Genomic DNA, 14,653 nt, shown 5'->3' on the forward strand with positions numbered 1-14,653 from the left:
GCGGGTGGTGGGTCGGGAAACCCGACCCCCCACGCGCGGTCCGACTTGCTGCGCGCGATCCGGCTGACTAGCCGATCGACAGCGCCGTCCACGACACGGGCGGCAGCTCGATCGTGACGGTGTCACCCTCGCGGCGAGCGCTGTCGTTCGTGCGCAGCCCCACGCGGGAGGTGTTCGACAGGTCGTTCACGGCGTGCAGGTCGTCGTCCCACACCCCCTCGGCGTGCACGTCGCCCGTGACGTCGAGCCCGGACAGGTCGATGGTGACCGTCGTGCTCTCGGAAGGGTGGCGGTTCACCAGGAACACCGCGGCCTTGCCGTCCTCGATCGTGGCGGCGGAGTCGACCACGGGGACCTGCCCGTAGGTGCCGCCGTCGACCGTGTCGCCCGACGCGATGACCTGCAGCGAGGTGCCGTGTGCCAGGCGCGACGTCAGCGAGAACGGGAAGAACGTGGTCTGGCGCCAGGCCTCGCCACCGGGCTCGGTCATGATCGGGCCGATGACGTTGACGAGCTGCGCGATCGACGCCGAGGCGACCCGGTCCGCGTGACGCAGGAGCGAGATGAGCAGGCCACCGACGACGACGGCGTCCGCGACGGTGTAGATGTCCTCGAGCAGGCGCGGCGCGACGGGCCACTCGTCGATCGTGAACTCCTTCTGCATCTCGTTCCACTTCGAGATGGACCACACGTTCCACTCGTCGAACGAGATGTCGATGCGCTTGTCCGACTTCTTGTGCGCCTGCACGTGGTCGGCGGCGGTGGTGACCGTGTCGATGAAGCGGTCCATGTTGACGCCCGAGGCCAGGAAGGTGGCCAGGTCGTCGCCCTCTTCGTAGTAGGCGTGCGCGGAGATGTAGTCGACGTCGTCGTACGCGTGCTCGAGCACGGTGCGCTCCCACTCGCCGAACGTCGGCATCGACGCACCGGAGGACCCGCAGATGACGAGCTCGAGGTCGGGCTGGATCTGCCGCATGCCCTTGGCGGTCATCGCCGCGAGCTTGCCGTAGTCGTCGGCGTTCTTGTGGCCGAGCTGCCACGGGCCGTCCATCTCGTTGCCGAGGCACCACATCGTGACGCCGAAGGGCTCGTCGCGGCCGTTGCGCTTGCGCTCCTCGGAGCGGGCGGTGCCGCCGGGGATGTTGGCGTACTCGAGCAGCTCGATGGCGGCTTCGGTGCCGCGGGTGCCCAGGTTGACGGCGAGCATCAGCTCGGAGTCGACCGAGTCGAGCCACTGCTGGAACTCGTGCAGGCCGACCTCGTTGGTCTCGGTGGAGTGCCAGGCCAGGTCGAGCCGGCGCGGGCGCTGGTCGACCGGGCCGACGCCGTCCTCCCACTTGTAGCCGGAGACGAAGTTGCCGCCGGGGTAGCGGATGGTGGTGACACCGAGCTCCTTGACGAGCTCGATGACGTCCTTGCGGAAGCCGTGTTCGTCGGCGGTGCTGTGCGTGGGCTCGTGGATGCCGTCGTAGACGTGTCGTCCGAGGTGCTCGACGAACCCGCCGAACAGCCGCCGGCGCACCGGCCCCACGGTGAAGGCGGCGTCGAGGACGAGGTGTGTGCGGGGCATGGATCTCCTTCGATCGGTCGTCGGGTGCCGCCGGGTGGGCCCAGCGGCGACTGCCGGGTCGGACCCGGCGGCTTCGGTGGCACCCCGTCACGAAAAGTGAGCGCTCACCTGACTGCAACGCTACCGGTATCCACACCGCGACGAAAGGGCTGGCGCACGGTGGACACGCGGGCTAATGTGAGCGCTCACGGGACACTGACCCAGGTGTCCCAGCCCGGCCCATCCCGATGGAGTGATGCCATGCCGAACCGACCCGTCCCACCCGTTGCGCAGCTGCGCGGCGCCGGCTTCTCCCGCAGGGGCCTGCTCGCCGCCGGTGCCGCGGCAGCCGCGGTCCTGCCGCTGGCCGCCTGCTCCAGCCCGATCTCCGCCGGCCTGGCCGGCAGTGCCCTCAACCCCGACACCCTCGTCTTCTGGAACCTGTTCGGCGGCGGCGACGGTCTTCGCATGCAGGAGATGGAACGCGGCTACGCCAAGCAGCACGGCGGGTCCAGCTCCCTGCAGGCGACGACGTTCGCCTGGGGCAACCCGTACTACTCCAAGGTCACGCTCGCCACCGTCGGCAACAAGCCGCCGGACGTCGCGATCTCGCACCTGACCCGCGCCAAGCCGCTGTGGGACGGCGACCTGCTCGACCCGATCACGTCCGAGGACCTGGCAGGCGTCGGACTGAGTGCCAGCGACTTCAACCAGAAGGCGTGGACGGCGCAGAAGACCGACGGCAAGAACATCTGTGTGCCGCTCGACACCCACCCGTTCGTGCTCTTCTACAACGTTGACGTCTGCCAGAAGGCGGGCCTGATCGACGGCGACGGCAACCTCAAGGACCTGACCGGTGTCGACGCGTTCGAGAGCGCCCTGGCCGCGGTCGCCAAGGTCACCGGCGGCACGGCCCTCAACGTCGCGAACGTCTCCGAGGTCGCCACCCCGTGGCGCTTCTTCTGGACGATGTACAACCAGATCAACGGTGCGACGCCGTTCATCAGCGACGGTGGCGCGAAGCTCACCGTGAACGAGGACGCCTACACCAAGGTCACCGACATGACCCAGAAGTGGGTGAAGAACGGCTGGCTCAACAAGGGCCTCGACTACGCCACGGCGCAGACGCTGATGTTCACCGGCAAGGCCGGGTTCTTCATGCAGGGCGAGTGGGAGATCAGCACGGCGCAGTCCATCAAGGGGCTGAAGTTCGGCATGGCGCCGATCCCGCAGCTCTTCGACAAGCCGGCCACCCAGGCCGACTCGCACACGTTCATCCTGCCCCGCAAGGACCGCACGCCGGAGCAGAAGAAGGCGGCGATGCTCTTCATCAAGCAGATGCTCGAGCAGAGCCTGACCTGGGCACAGGGCGGTCACGTCCCGGCGTACCTGCCGACGTACGACAGCTCGGCGTACAAGAACCTGACGCCGCAGTCGAACTACGCCTCGGCCGCCGAGAGCGCCGTGTTCGACGACGCCGCCTGGTACGGCGGGTCCGGCTCGACGTTCGAGAACACCGTCGGCGCGCAGCTCGCCCTCGTGCAACAGGGCAGCAGCTCCCCCGCCGCAGCCATGAGCGCGATCAAGTCGCAGCTGTCGACCTACCTCGACACCCCGAGCCCCCTGTGACCGGCGACCACGCGGTCCTGCACACCACGAACACCGTGAACACCCCGCGAAAGGCACGATGACGTGACCACAGCACCAGTCCTCGACCGCGCCTCGGACGCGGCCCTCGTCCCGGGCCGTCTGCGCACCTACCGGACCAGTCTCACGCGCGGCCAGGGTCGCAGCGGGTGGCTCTTCCTCGCCCCCTTCGGCCTGTTCTACGTGGCCTTCCTGCTCGGACCGACGGTCTGGATGATCGTCACGAGCTTCTTCAACACCTCGACCGTCCGCACCGGGCTCGGCAGCTTCGCCGGGTTCGCGAACTACACCGAGATGCTCAGCCGCGCGGACTTCTGGTCGTCGCTCTGGCACACGCTGCAGTTCACGCTCTACACGACGCCGCCGCTCGTGATCCTGGCCTTCGTGTTGGCCGTGCTGACGAACCGGATGAACCGCGGCCAGTGGTTCTTCCGCCTGGCGTTCTTCCTGCCGTTCATCCTGCCGTCCGCGACGATCTCGCTCATCTGGGTGTTCATCTTCACGCCCAGCACGGGCCTGTTCGCCAGCATCCAGTCGCTGCTCGGGATGACCCCGGGTGCCGGCGTGCTGGCCAGCCCGAACACCGCGATGATCGGCGTCGCACTCGCCACGGTCTGGTGGACGCTCGGGTTCAACTTCGTGCTGTACCTGGCTGGCCTGCAGGAGATCCCCCGCGAGCTGTACGAGGCCGCTGCCGTCGACGGCGCGTCGAACTGGCAGCAGATCAAGTCGATCACGCTCCCGCTGCTCGGCCGCACGACGACGCTGGTCATCCTGCTGCAGATCATCGCGAGCCTGAAGATCTTCGACCAGGTCTACCTGATGACGAACGGCGGTCCGGGCATCTCGACGCAGGTCTCGCTGCAGCTCATCACCGGTGTCGGGTTCACCGACAACCGTCTCGGTGCCGCATCGGCCGCGTCGGTGCTCCTGTTCATCGTGATCGTCGCGATCGCAGTCATCCGGCAGCTCGTCGAGCGCGCTGCCGCCAAGCGAGAGATCGGTGCCTGACATGACCACCACCGAGAGCATCACGACCGACCGCCAGAAGTACCGCTCCGGCGTCTCGTCGGCCGCGCCCACCAGCGCCGCCAAGATCGGCGTCAGTGGCCGGGGCTTCACGATCGCGTCGGGCATCATCCTGACGGTGTTCGCGATCATCTGGCTGATCCCGAGCCTGTTCGCGCTCAAGACGTCGTTGTCCGACAACGGTGTCGCGGCGCTCGGCGCCAACTCGATCCTGTCGAACTGGAACCCGACGCTGCACTCGTACGCGTCGCTGTTCCAGGCCGGCGACATCTGGAACTGGTACCTGGCCAGCGGCATCACGAGCGTCATCACGGCCGTGCTGACCGTGTTCTTCGCGTCGATGGCGGCCTTCGCCCTGAGCCGGCTGGTGTTCCGCGGCCGGAACGTCGCGTTCCTGCTGATCATCCTCGGGATCATGATCCCGACGCAGGTCCTGATCATCCCGATCTTCCAAGAGCTCAACTCCGTCAACCTGCTGAACACCTACTGGTCGGTCATCTTCCCGCAGGTGCCCGCCGTGATCGCGGTGTTCATCTTCAAGCAGTTCTTCGACGGCATCCCCCGCGAGCTCGAGGAAGCAGCCCGCATCGACGGCGCGAACATCTGGAAGATCTACTGGTCGGTGATCCTGCCGCTGTCGCGTCCGGTCATCGCCGCGGTGACGATCCTGACGTTCGTCGGCGTGTGGAACAACCTGCTGCTGCCGCTGTTCGTCCTGTCGAACCCGGACCTGATGACCATCCCGGTGGGTCTGGCGACGGTGCAGGGCAGCTTCGGCCAGCGCTACGCCGACATCCAGGCGGGTGCGCTGCTGGCGGCGCTGCCGCTGATCATCCTCTACCTGATCTTCCAGCGGCAGATCGTGGAGGGCGTGACGGGTTCCGGCCTCAAGGGCTGACCGGCCAGATCGACCGCCCTCGCAGGCTCGGTCGGCGCTGGCGTCGCGTGCCGCTGGCGCGTCACATCAGCGGAACGCGCGCGGGAGGCCCGGTGCCAGCTGGCACCGGGCCTCCCGTCCGTCTACGGTGCAGTCCGGGGGCGGTCCGCTCAGGCGAGGACGCGGGCCTTCTCCTGCTTCCAGAACCCGCTGAAGGTGATGCGTGACTTCGGCAGGCCGGAGCGGTGCAGGTGGCGACGGCCCTCGGTGGCCAGGGTCGACTCACCCACGACGAAGGCGTAGCCGCGGTCGTCGGACGGCGTGTGGCGGCGGAGTTCCTCGAGCGCAGCGGCACCAGGGGTCGCGTGCGGGTCCTGCCGGACGAGCCACGTCACGGTGACGCCGGCCGGAGCGTCGAGTTCGCGGATGTCACCGGCAGTCGGGACCTCTTGGATGATCCGCCCGACCGTGTCGCGTGGGAGTGAAGCCGCGATGCCCACGACGCCGGGCAGTCCGGTCTCCTCGGCGACGACCAGCACCTCGGTGGCGTCGTCCGGGCAGTCGAAGATGCACCCCTGGTCGAGGAAGGCGAGCTCGTCGCCCGGTCGTGCCGCACAGGCCCAGAGCGCGGCGCGGCCCTCGGGGGCGCCGTCGGCGTCGGTGTGCACCACGAACTCGATGTCGAGCTCGGCGGGGGTGGACCCGGTCGCGGGACGGAACGCGGCGACCGTGTAGTTCGCGCAGTGCGGGCGGACGTCCTCGGGGATGGCCAGGAACGGCGGCCACCACTTCGCGCCGTCGAGCTCGGGCAGGCGGAAGGTGTCCTGGTGCGGCAGCTGCAGGAACAGGCGGAACCAGTGGTCGAACCCGAGGTACCCGAACTCGTGCAGGTCGTCGCCGGTGACGGTGACGCGGTGCATCGACGGGGTTGCCCGCTCGGTCCGCAGCACGCGTGCACGGAAGAGCCGGGGGTTCGTGGGCATGAGCCGCGGGGTCTTCGCCATGAGGGAAGGCTAACCTAAGATGGTCCGCGTGCCACCCCCCGTTCCCGTCGTGACCGATGCCCGCTCCACGGTCGTCAGCGCTGCCGTCGGCTCGGTCGGCGTCCACCGCGCCACGCTCCGTCGCCGAGCGCTCCTCGTGGTTGCCATGGTGCTCGCATTGGCGGTCACGGTCGTCCTGAGCATGGTGCTCGGCAGCAACCAGATCGGCGCCGGGCGGGTGCTGGCCGGGCTGCTGCACACCGGCAGCAGCACCGACGAGGCGATCGTCTGGGGCTCCCGCGTCCCCCGGACGCTCATCGGTGCGACCGTCGGTGCCGCACTCGGTGTCGCCGGGCTGCTCATGCAGGGCCACACGCGCAACCCGCTCGCCGACCCCGGCCTGTTCGGGGTGTCGGCCGGCGCCGGACTGGCCGTCGTGCTCGGGGTCTACGTCTTCGGCATCACCAGCACGGGCGTCACGGTGTGGTTCGCCCTTGCCGGTGCCGTCGTGGCCAGCGTCGTCGTGTTCTCGGTGACGATCGCGGGCAGCGGGACCGCCAGCCCGGTGCCGCTCGCCCTCGCCGGTGCGGCCGTGTCCGCGCTGCTCGGCGCCGTGACGTCGTTCATCGTGCTCACCGACCAGGACTCGCTCGACGCCTACCGGCTGTGGGTCGTCGGGTCGCTGTCCGGCCGACAGCTCGACGTGCTCGGCGCGACGTGGCCGTTCCTGGTCGTCGGGCTCGTGCTTGCCGTCGCCAACGTGCGCGCCCTCGACGCTTTGGGCCTCGGCGCCGACCTGGCACGGGGCCTCGGCGAGAACCTGCTGGTCGCACGACTGGTCGGCCTGGGCGGCATCACGTTGCTGGCCGCCGGTGCGACCGCCGCCGCCGGCCCGATCGGTTTCGTCGGCCTGACCGTGCCGCACGTCGCCCGTGCCCTGGTCGGCACGGGGCACCGGTGGGCCCTCCCCGCGTCCGCACTGCTCGGCGCGGCACTGGTGCTGCTGGCCGACGTGATCGGGCGGCTGATCGGCGGGTTCGCCGAGGTCGAGGTCGGCATCGTGCTCGCCGTGATCGGCGGCCCGGTGTTCGTGGCCGTGGCACGTCGACGATCGCTGGTGGCGCTGTGAGCGGGCGGACGGGGGCGACCCGAGCGGCCGGGCCGACCACGGCGGACGTGCGGCCCGACGCAGCCGGACGCGGCGTGGCGCCCGGGGCGGCCTCGGCGCGCCAGGGCGTCCGGATCGGGCCCGTCGGACTCGCCTGGCGCCCACGCGTGTTCGGCATGACCATCGGCGCGGTCGTGGTCGCCCTGCTGCTCGTCGTGCTCGGCGTCGCCATCGGGTCGACGTGGATCACACCCGGCGTCGTCATCCGCTCGCTGCTCGGACTCGAGAGCGGTCCGGACGCCTTCATCGTCACCACGCTCCGGTTGCCCCGGGTCCTCACCGGCGCCCTGGTCGGCCTGACCCTGGCGGTCGCCGGCGCCTTGACACAGACCTTCACACGCAACCCGCTCGGGACGCCCGACATCATCGGGGTGACCTCCGGCGCGAGCGTCGGCGCCGTCGCCGCCGTGGTGCTGGGCGGTGGCAGCGCCTCGATCAGCGCGCTGGTGCTCGGCGGCGGGATCCCGGTGGCCGCGACCGTCGGCGCCCTGGTCGCGGCTGCGGTCGTGTACGGACTCGGGTGGCGCGGCGGTGTGCAGAGCTACCGACTGGTCCTGGTCGGCATCGGGGTCAGCGCCACCCTCGACGCGATGACCAGCTACCTGCTCGTGCGCGCGCAGATCACCCAGGCGACCGCGGCCTCGCAGTGGCTGGTCGGCAGCCTGTCGAGCACCTCGTGGTCGGCCTTCTGGCCACTGTTGCTCGTCGCAGCGGTGGCCGTCCCGATCGCCCTCGCGACGAGCGCCGCGCTCGGCATCGGCCAGCTCGGGGACGAGGTCGCGGTCGGCGTCGGACTGGGCATCCAGCGGCACCGGCTGCTCGTGATCGCCCTGGCCGTGGTGCTCACCGCCGCCGCCGTCGCCGCTGCGGGGCCGGTCGGGTTCGTCGCGTTCGTCGTGCCGCAGGTCGCGCTCCGGCTGGCCGGCACGAACCGCCCGCCGCTGCTGCTGTCCGCCGCACTCGGGGCCGTCCTGGTGCTCGGCGCCGACCTGCTCGCACGCTCGGCGTTCCCGTGGCAGGTGCCCGTCGGCATCGTCACGACCGTGATCGGTGCCCCCTACCTGATCTGGCTGCTCGTCCGTCACCGCAAGGAGATGTCCCGATGACCCCGCCCGCACCGGCCCACGCCCCGACCCTCGCGCCGCCCGCGACGACACCGGTCCTGCAGGCCCGCGGCCTGTCCGTCGGCTACGACCGCCACCCGGTACTCCGGGACCTCGACCTGTCGATCGAGCGCGGCACCGTCACGACCTTCCTCGGGGCGAACGGCTGCGGCAAGTCCACGTTGTTGAAGGCCTTCGGTCGTGTCCTCAAGCCCATCGTGGGCGAGGTCCACCTGGACGGCACCCCGATCCGCTCGCAGCCGAACCGCGCCGTCGCCCGGAAGCTCGCGATCCTGCCCCAGTCCCCCGTCGCGCCCGCCGGCACGAGCGTCCTCGACCTGGTGATGCGCGGACGGAACCCGCACCAGTCGTGGGCGAAGCCGTGGACCCCCGAGGACGCTGCCGTCGCCGAGGACGCGATCGCCGCCACCGGGCTGACCGACGTGGCCCACCGCGACGTCGCGAGCCTGTCCGGCGGCCAGCGGCAGCGCGCGTGGATCGCCCTGGTGCTCGCCCAGCACGCCGACACCCTGCTGCTCGACGAACCCACGACGTACCTCGACCTGGCGCACCAGCTCGAGGTGCTGCGGCTGGTGCGGCGGATCAACCGCGACCAGGGCTCGACGGTCGTGATGGTCCTGCACGACCTGACGCTCGCCGCCCGCTACTCGGACCGCCTGGTGGTGCTGCACGACGGCGGCGTCGCGGCCGACGGCGCACCGCGTGACGTCCTGACGCCCGAGGTCCTGGCCCGGGCGTTCGGCCTGCACGCCCGGGTCGTGCCGGATCCGGTGACGGGAGCGCCCATGGTCGTGCCCGAGGCGGACGAGCACGACCTCGATCACCTGTCCGGGCTCGCAGCCGACGCGGACTTAGGTTAGGCTCTCCTAACGTGAAGCTCCGATCCGTACTCCTGACCGCTGTGGCCGCGACGGCCCTCCTCCTGGCCGGCTGCTCGAGCACCGGGACGACCGGCTCGTCCGATGGTGGCGGCGGGTCCACGTCCGTGTCCGACGGCGCCTGGTCCTACAAGGACGCGACCGGCACCACCGTCAAGGTCGACCACACCCCCAAGCGCGTCGTGGTCCTCAACGACATCGCGCTGTCGTTCGTGCACTACGGCCTGCGCCCGGTCGGCACGTTCGGACAGCTGACCATGGCGTCGGACGCCCGCTTCAAGGGCCTCGACACCAAGGGCATCACGCAGCTCGGCACCGGGTACGGCGACATCGACCTCGAGCAGCTCGCGGCACTGAAGCCCGACCTGGTCGTCACCTCGGTCTACCCGACGGACTCGTCGGGCACCCTCGACCCGAAGGCACCGGGCTACGGCTTCAAGGACATCGAGCAGCAGAAGCAGATCGCGGCCATCGCCCCGATCGTCCAGGTCAAGTGGGGCGGTAAGGGCCTCGACGTCATCACGACCATCAGCAAGCTGGCCGAGTCCCTCGGGGCGAAGGAATCGACGGTGACCGCCGCCGAGAAGCGCTTCGACACCGCCAAGCAGAAGCTCACCGCGGCGGCGAAGCAGCAGGACCTGAAGGTCGTGTCGATGTACGCCGACGGTGACGGCGCCTACGTCACCCGCCCCTCCGACGAGCCGACGCTGCAGATGTACAGCGACTTCGGTGTCGACCTGGTCACCCCGAAGCCCAAGGGCTGGTACTGGGGCATCTACAGCTGGGAGAACGCGGGCCAGGTGCGCGGTGACGTGATCCTGCTGTCGCAGCAGGGCTACCAGGTCGCGGATCTCGAGAAGCAGCCGACCTTCGCCGACAACCCGGCCCTGGCCGCCGGCCAGGTCCACAGCTGGACGTTCCCGGCACTCGACTACACGTCGCAGGCGCAGTACATGACCGACCTGGCGGGCTGGCTGCAGGACAGCAAGAAGCTGTCCTGATCCGTCAGTCCTTGGGCAGCAACGGCGCCCAGAAGGCGTCCGGCCCGTCCGCGACGACCGCGTCGGCGTCGAAGCGGAAGCCGTAGTCACCGACGAACTCGGCCGCGCCGGCCACCTCGTCCTGCTCGTCGTCGCGGTCGTGTTCGAACAAGTACACACCGCGCCCCATCGGGACGCCGCTGTCGCTGATGATGGTCAGGTCCCAGCGCCCCGCCTCCGAACGCTCGATCCGGACGACGGCGGCCTGTGCAGCGGTGAAGTCAGCCATGCGGCGGAGCGTACGCCGCGGTGCTCCGGATCACCGCAGCCGCGACAGGTCACCGCAGCGCGGCGATCGCGGCCCGTGCCGCCGCGGCCACCAGGGCGTCGTCGGCGGTGGCGTCCGCCTGGTCCTTGCTCGTCATGACGACGACCACGACCGGCGCCCGTCCCGCCGGGTACACCACGGCGATGTCGTTCCGGACGCCGTACTCCCCCGTGCCGGTCTTGTCGGCGACGGGCCATGCGGGGTCGACACCCGCACGGACCGTCCCGGCGCCCGTGGTGTTGTCGAGCATCGTGTCCCGGAGGAGCGTGCGATCGGTGGCCCCGAGCGTCGTGCCCAGCAACACCTTCCGCAGGTCAGCGCCGAACTGCGCCGGCGTGGTCGTGTCCCGCGGGTCGCCCGGCGTCGCCTCGTTCAGGTCGGGTTCCAGGCGGTCGACGTTCGTCGTCCGGTCACCGGTCCCACGCAGGTACCGCTCGACCGCGTCCGGTCCGCCCACCCGCTCGACGAGCAGGTTCGCCGCGGTGTTGTCGCTGAACCGCATCGCCGCGTCGATGAGCTCGCGGACGGTCATCCCGGTGTGGACGAACCGGCTGGTGATCGGCGCGTAGGACAGCAGGTCGCTCCGGTCGTAGTGCACGACGGTGTCCAGGTCCGCGTCGGACGAGGCCGCCAGCACCGCGGCGACGATGAACGTCTTGTTCGTCGAGGCGAAGGCGAATCGCTCTCCTGCCCGGTACGCGACCTGACGACCGTTGCGGGTGTCGATCGCGGTGACGCCGAGCCGCGCGTGGTGCGCCTGCTCGAGCGCGGCGAACGAGCGCTGGATCGCGCGGTCCGCACTCGACGACGGCTCTCGCGCCGCGACGGACTCCGCTGACGTCGTTGCCGCCGGTCCCGCTGTCTCCCCGAACGGCACCTGCGTGACGACGACCGCTGCCGACGCCGCGGCGACGAGGACGACGGCCCCAGTGATGAGCCTGTTCCTGGTTCGCATGCGGCCAGCCTGCCCGTCACGCCCCATGTGCGCCTGGCCGACGAACTCGAACTCGCCGCTGACCGCGTGATCCGCTCGGGCACGCAGCTCAGTGCCGCACCGACTCCGCAAGCCGTCGGCAGGTCACCACGAAGGTCTGGGCGAGCCGGGTCTCCCCCACGCGAGCGCAGGTCGAGAGCGACTCGCGGAGGGCGAGCACGGTCAACGGCACCGCAAACGGGTCATCCACGGCCCAGGTCCGCCGCAGGTCGGGCACCAAGGCGGCATCGCGGGTCGACATCGCCGCAGACAGCACCGGATCCTCGTCGACGGTCTCGGTGACCCGCATGAGGTGCCGGCGCGGGTGTCCCCGCGTCCGCTCCAACCAGCCGAGGCTCTGTGCGACACCGCTCACCAGGTCCGCGAAGCCCGGCTGCCCGCCGATGCACCAGCCGGCCGCCTCGAGCACCCACTGCACGCCGAAGCGGAACGCGTCGACCTTCGCGGGGCAGTACCGGAAGAACGTGCGCTCGGTCGTGCCCGCGGCCTGCGCGATGTCGCGAGCGGTCGTCTTCGCGTATCCCTGCACCTGCACGAGACTGACCGCCGCCGCCTCGATCGCGCGCTCGGTCGCGATCCGGTTCCGGATCCGCGGCCCCGGATCGAACGACATCAGATGCCCTGCCGTGTGGTCATCGCCATGCCTTGCATCGTGACAGTCACTGACGGTTCGCAAGGGCGCGGAGATCGATCTGTGGACAGCGGCCGCTCCGCTCGCGGCATGACCGTCGAGGACGACATCGCTGCCCTGACGGCGGCGCCACACGCCGGCTCCCGTCCGGTGGGTGGGCGCGTCAGGAACGCGCCAGGCGCTCCACCGTCGCGTGCGCGCCGTCCGCCAGCAGGCCGTCGAGCGCCTCGCGGTACGCGGCGACGAACCGTTCGTCGTCGGCCAGGTCGCCGAACACCGCCCGGTTCTCGATGAAGGCCAGCCGGTCCGCGCGCTGCGTCAGCGCGATCCGGTTGAGCGAGTCGGCCAGCCGGTCGACGATCGTGATCGGTTCGCCGGACTCGTCGGTGCCCTCGGCGTACCGGGCCCACGACGCCACGATGCCGGCAGACAGCGCGACGGGACCGCCGGACGCCAGGTTCTCGCGGACCACGGGCAGCAGCCACTTCGGGATGCGGTCACTCGACTCGGCGCAGAGCCGGGCCAGGGTGTCGCGGACCTCGGGGTTCTGGAAGCGTTCGATGAGCGTGGCCTTGTAGTCGTCGAGGTCGATGCCGGGCACGGGCGTGAGCGTCGGCGTGCCCTCCTCGTCCATGTACCGCCGCAGGAACGTCGCGATCACGGGGTCCTGCGTGGCTTCGTGGGCGTAGCGGTACCCGGACAGGTACCCGAAGTAGCACAGGCCCTGGTGGCTCGCGTTGAGCAGCCGCAGCTTCATCAGCTCGTAGGGCTCGACGTCGTCGACGATCTGCACGTCGGCGTCCTGGTACGGCGGTCGTCCGGCGGGGTGGTCGTCCTCGAGCACCCACTGGAAGAACGGCTCCGCGACGACGGGCCAGGCGTCCTCGATGCCCAGGTCGTCGCGGACGGCCGCGCGGTCCTCGTCGGTCGTGACGGGCGTGATCCGGTCGACCATCGAGTTCGGGAAGCTGACGTGTTCGTCCATCCAGTCCGCGAAGGCCGCATCCTGCAGTCGGGCGTAGGCGGTGAACATCCTCCGGGCGACACGCCCGTTGCCCTGGATGTTGTCGCACGACATCACCGTGAAGGGCACCTGGCCGCTGTCACGACGACGCCGCAACGCCTCGACGACCAGCCCGAAGACGGTGTGCGGTGGCGCTTCCCCGCGCAGGTCCGCGGCGACACCGGGCTCGTCAGCGACGAACTCCCCCGTCACGTGGTCGAAGTTGTAGCCCCCCTCGGTGATGGTCAGACTGACGATCTTCGTGTCGGGCGAGGCCATCTTCGCGATCACGGCCTCGGGGTCGTCGACGGCCAGCAGGTAGTCGACGATGCTGCCGATGACGCGGGCGTCCCGAGTGCCGTCCGGGTGCTTCAGCACGAGCGTGTACAGGCCGCCCTGCGCCGCCATCGCCTCGGCCATCCGGCGGTCCTGCTCGAGGACACCCACGCCGCAGATCCCGAAGTCGCGGGCCTTCCCCTGCTGCAGCAGCCGGTCGATCACCATCGCCTGGTGCGCGCGGTGGAACCCACCGACACCGAAGTGCACGATGCCGGCGGTGATCCCGGCGCGGTCGTACGTCGGGACCGCGATGCCGGTCGCGGCGATCTCGTCGAGGGTGTCCGGGGACAGACGAACAGGCATCGGTACTCCTTCGTACGGGGTGTGCATGCAGAGCCAGTCAACCACGGCACCGATGTGCTGAACGGAGTTTCTGTGATCGGCCGACTGATCCGGGGGACGAGCCTGGACGTCTCCTGCGCCGTGTTGCACCGAGTGCATCGATGCACTTAGTGTTCCCGCCGTGACCCTGTCGATCGACCGCCGTGCTGCCCTCAAGGCGAAGCACCGTGCCGCGATCCTGCAGGCCGCGCGTGAGCTGGTCGACGAACGTCGTGGCCGGGGCTTCAGCGTCGACGAACTCGCCGCGCGCGCCGACGTAGCGCGCCGCACCGTGTTCAACCACTTCTCCTCGCTCGACGAGATCCTGCTCACCGTCTGCGAAGAGGTGCTGTCGGTGATCATCGACCGGTTCCTGGCCGACATGGCGAACACCCCCGTCGGCGACGGCACCCGTTCGGCGATGTTCGACGAGCTCGAGTCCGCCGCGCGCGGTGCCGACCTCGCGCCGGCGATCGTGCGGATGCAGATGGTCCTCGGCGAGCCCGACGAGGAGACCGACGCGAAGGCCGCCGTGCTGACACAGACCGCGTTCTCGCGCGTGTCGGACCGGCTGCGCGAAGAGGTCGTCCGCCGGCACCCGGCGGCCGATGCCCTCGACGCGGCATTGCTCGTGGAGTCGCTCATGAGCGGCATCGTCGTCATCGCCGAGCACTGGCTCACGACGACGGGCCCACGCCTCGACCAGGAAGCGCTCGACGACTGGGACGCCCTGCTCGCACGCCTCGTGCACAGCGTCCGCAGCGGCTACATGGCCGACCACGACACGCAGCACTAGACGCAC

14 protein-coding genes are annotated in these 14,653 nt (G+C 70.2%); 8 read left to right on the top strand and 6 right to left on the bottom strand.

Annotated elements, in window-relative coordinates:
• Nucleotides 1-67: 67 nt before the first annotated feature.
• The gene (locus MT346_RS08340) at nucleotides 68-1,570 is read right to left on the bottom strand and encodes an alpha-N-arabinofuranosidase (RefSeq protein WP_243562436.1); all 1,503 of its coding nucleotides are present in this window, start codon (nucleotides 1,568-1,570) and stop codon (nucleotides 68-70) included.
• A gap of 240 nt (nucleotides 1,571-1,810) precedes the next feature.
• Here MT346_RS08340 and MT346_RS08345 point away from each other — a divergent pair, with 240 nt between their 5' ends.
• The 3 genes from MT346_RS08345 (at nucleotide 1,811) to MT346_RS08355 (ending at nucleotide 5,123) form a co-directional block, all read left to right on the top strand.
• Entirely contained in the window at nucleotides 1,811-3,178 is a 1,368-nt protein-coding gene (locus MT346_RS08345; RefSeq protein ID WP_243562438.1) for an extracellular solute-binding protein, read from the top strand.
• Nucleotides 3,179-3,241: 63 nt separating this feature from the next.
• Nucleotides 3,242-4,207, top strand: coding sequence for a carbohydrate ABC transporter permease (locus tag MT346_RS08350; RefSeq protein ID WP_243562439.1), 966 nt, complete (start codon nucleotides 3,242-3,244; stop codon nucleotides 4,205-4,207).
• Between the two features lies 1 nt (nucleotide 4,208).
• A complete protein-coding gene (locus MT346_RS08355) occupies nucleotides 4,209-5,123 on the top strand; it encodes a carbohydrate ABC transporter permease (RefSeq protein WP_243562440.1) in 915 nt (304 codons plus the stop codon).
• Between the two features lie 149 nt (nucleotides 5,124-5,272).
• Here the strand turns inward: MT346_RS08355 and MT346_RS08360 are convergent, their stop codons facing one another.
• Nucleotides 5,273-6,106 (bottom strand): siderophore-interacting protein, encoded by an 834-nt coding sequence (locus MT346_RS08360; RefSeq protein ID WP_243562442.1) that lies wholly within the window; start codon nucleotides 6,104-6,106, stop codon nucleotides 5,273-5,275.
• Between the two features lie 28 nt (nucleotides 6,107-6,134).
• Here MT346_RS08360 and MT346_RS08365 point away from each other — a divergent pair, with 28 nt between their 5' ends.
• From MT346_RS08365 to MT346_RS08380, 4 genes are read left to right on the top strand one after another with little or no spacing between them, the layout of a single operon-like run.
• Nucleotides 6,135-7,214 carry an iron ABC transporter permease gene (locus tag MT346_RS08365; RefSeq protein ID WP_243562444.1) on the top strand — a complete coding sequence of 360 codons (1,080 nt, stop codon included), beginning with the start codon at nucleotides 6,135-6,137 and terminating at the stop codon, nucleotides 7,212-7,214.
• A gap of 47 nt (nucleotides 7,215-7,261) precedes the next feature.
• Nucleotides 7,262-8,359 (top strand): iron chelate uptake ABC transporter family permease subunit, encoded by a 1,098-nt coding sequence (locus MT346_RS08370; protein WP_243562445.1) that lies wholly within the window; start codon nucleotides 7,262-7,264, stop codon nucleotides 8,357-8,359.
• Nucleotides 8,356-9,237, top strand: a complete 882-nt coding sequence (locus MT346_RS08375; protein ID WP_243562447.1) for an ABC transporter ATP-binding protein — start codon at nucleotides 8,356-8,358, stop codon at nucleotides 9,235-9,237. Before MT346_RS08370 ends, MT346_RS08375 begins: the two co-directional genes overlap by 4 nt.
• An 11-nt stretch (nucleotides 9,238-9,248) precedes the next feature.
• The gene (locus tag MT346_RS08380) at nucleotides 9,249-10,256 is read left to right on the top strand and encodes an ABC transporter substrate-binding protein (protein WP_243562450.1); all 1,008 of its coding nucleotides are present in this window, start codon (nucleotides 9,249-9,251) and stop codon (nucleotides 10,254-10,256) included.
• 4 nt (nucleotides 10,257-10,260) lie between these two features.
• Here MT346_RS08380 and MT346_RS08385 read toward each other — a convergent pair whose 3' ends face one another.
• The 4 genes from MT346_RS08385 to MT346_RS08400 form a co-directional block, all read right to left on the bottom strand.
• Nucleotides 10,261-10,524: a hypothetical protein gene (locus tag MT346_RS08385; RefSeq protein ID WP_243562452.1), complete on the bottom strand. Its 264-nt coding sequence runs from the start codon at nucleotides 10,522-10,524 to the stop codon at nucleotides 10,261-10,263.
• A gap of 49 nt (nucleotides 10,525-10,573) precedes the next feature.
• Entirely contained in the window at nucleotides 10,574-11,518 is a 945-nt protein-coding gene (gene bla, locus MT346_RS08390; protein WP_243562454.1) for a class A beta-lactamase, read from the bottom strand.
• 88 nt (nucleotides 11,519-11,606) lie between these two features.
• Entirely contained in the window at nucleotides 11,607-12,323 is a 717-nt protein-coding gene (locus MT346_RS08395; protein ID WP_243562456.1) for a TetR family transcriptional regulator, read from the bottom strand.
• A 28-nt stretch (nucleotides 12,324-12,351) separates the two neighbouring features.
• Nucleotides 12,352-13,833 carry a mannitol dehydrogenase family protein gene (locus MT346_RS08400; RefSeq protein ID WP_243562458.1) on the bottom strand — a complete coding sequence of 494 codons (1,482 nt, stop codon included), beginning with the start codon at nucleotides 13,831-13,833 and terminating at the stop codon, nucleotides 12,352-12,354.
• Between the two features lie 160 nt (nucleotides 13,834-13,993).
• On the opposite strand from MT346_RS08400, the gene MT346_RS08405 reads away from it, so the two are divergent.
• Nucleotides 13,994-14,647: a TetR/AcrR family transcriptional regulator gene (locus MT346_RS08405; protein ID WP_243562459.1), complete on the top strand. Its 654-nt coding sequence runs from the start codon at nucleotides 13,994-13,996 to the stop codon at nucleotides 14,645-14,647.
• Nucleotides 14,648-14,653 lie beyond the last annotated feature (6 nt).

The sequence above is a fragment of the Curtobacterium sp. VKM Ac-2922 genome, assembly GCF_022815645.1.
Taxonomy (GTDB): domain Bacteria; phylum Actinomycetota; class Actinomycetes; order Actinomycetales; family Microbacteriaceae; genus Curtobacterium.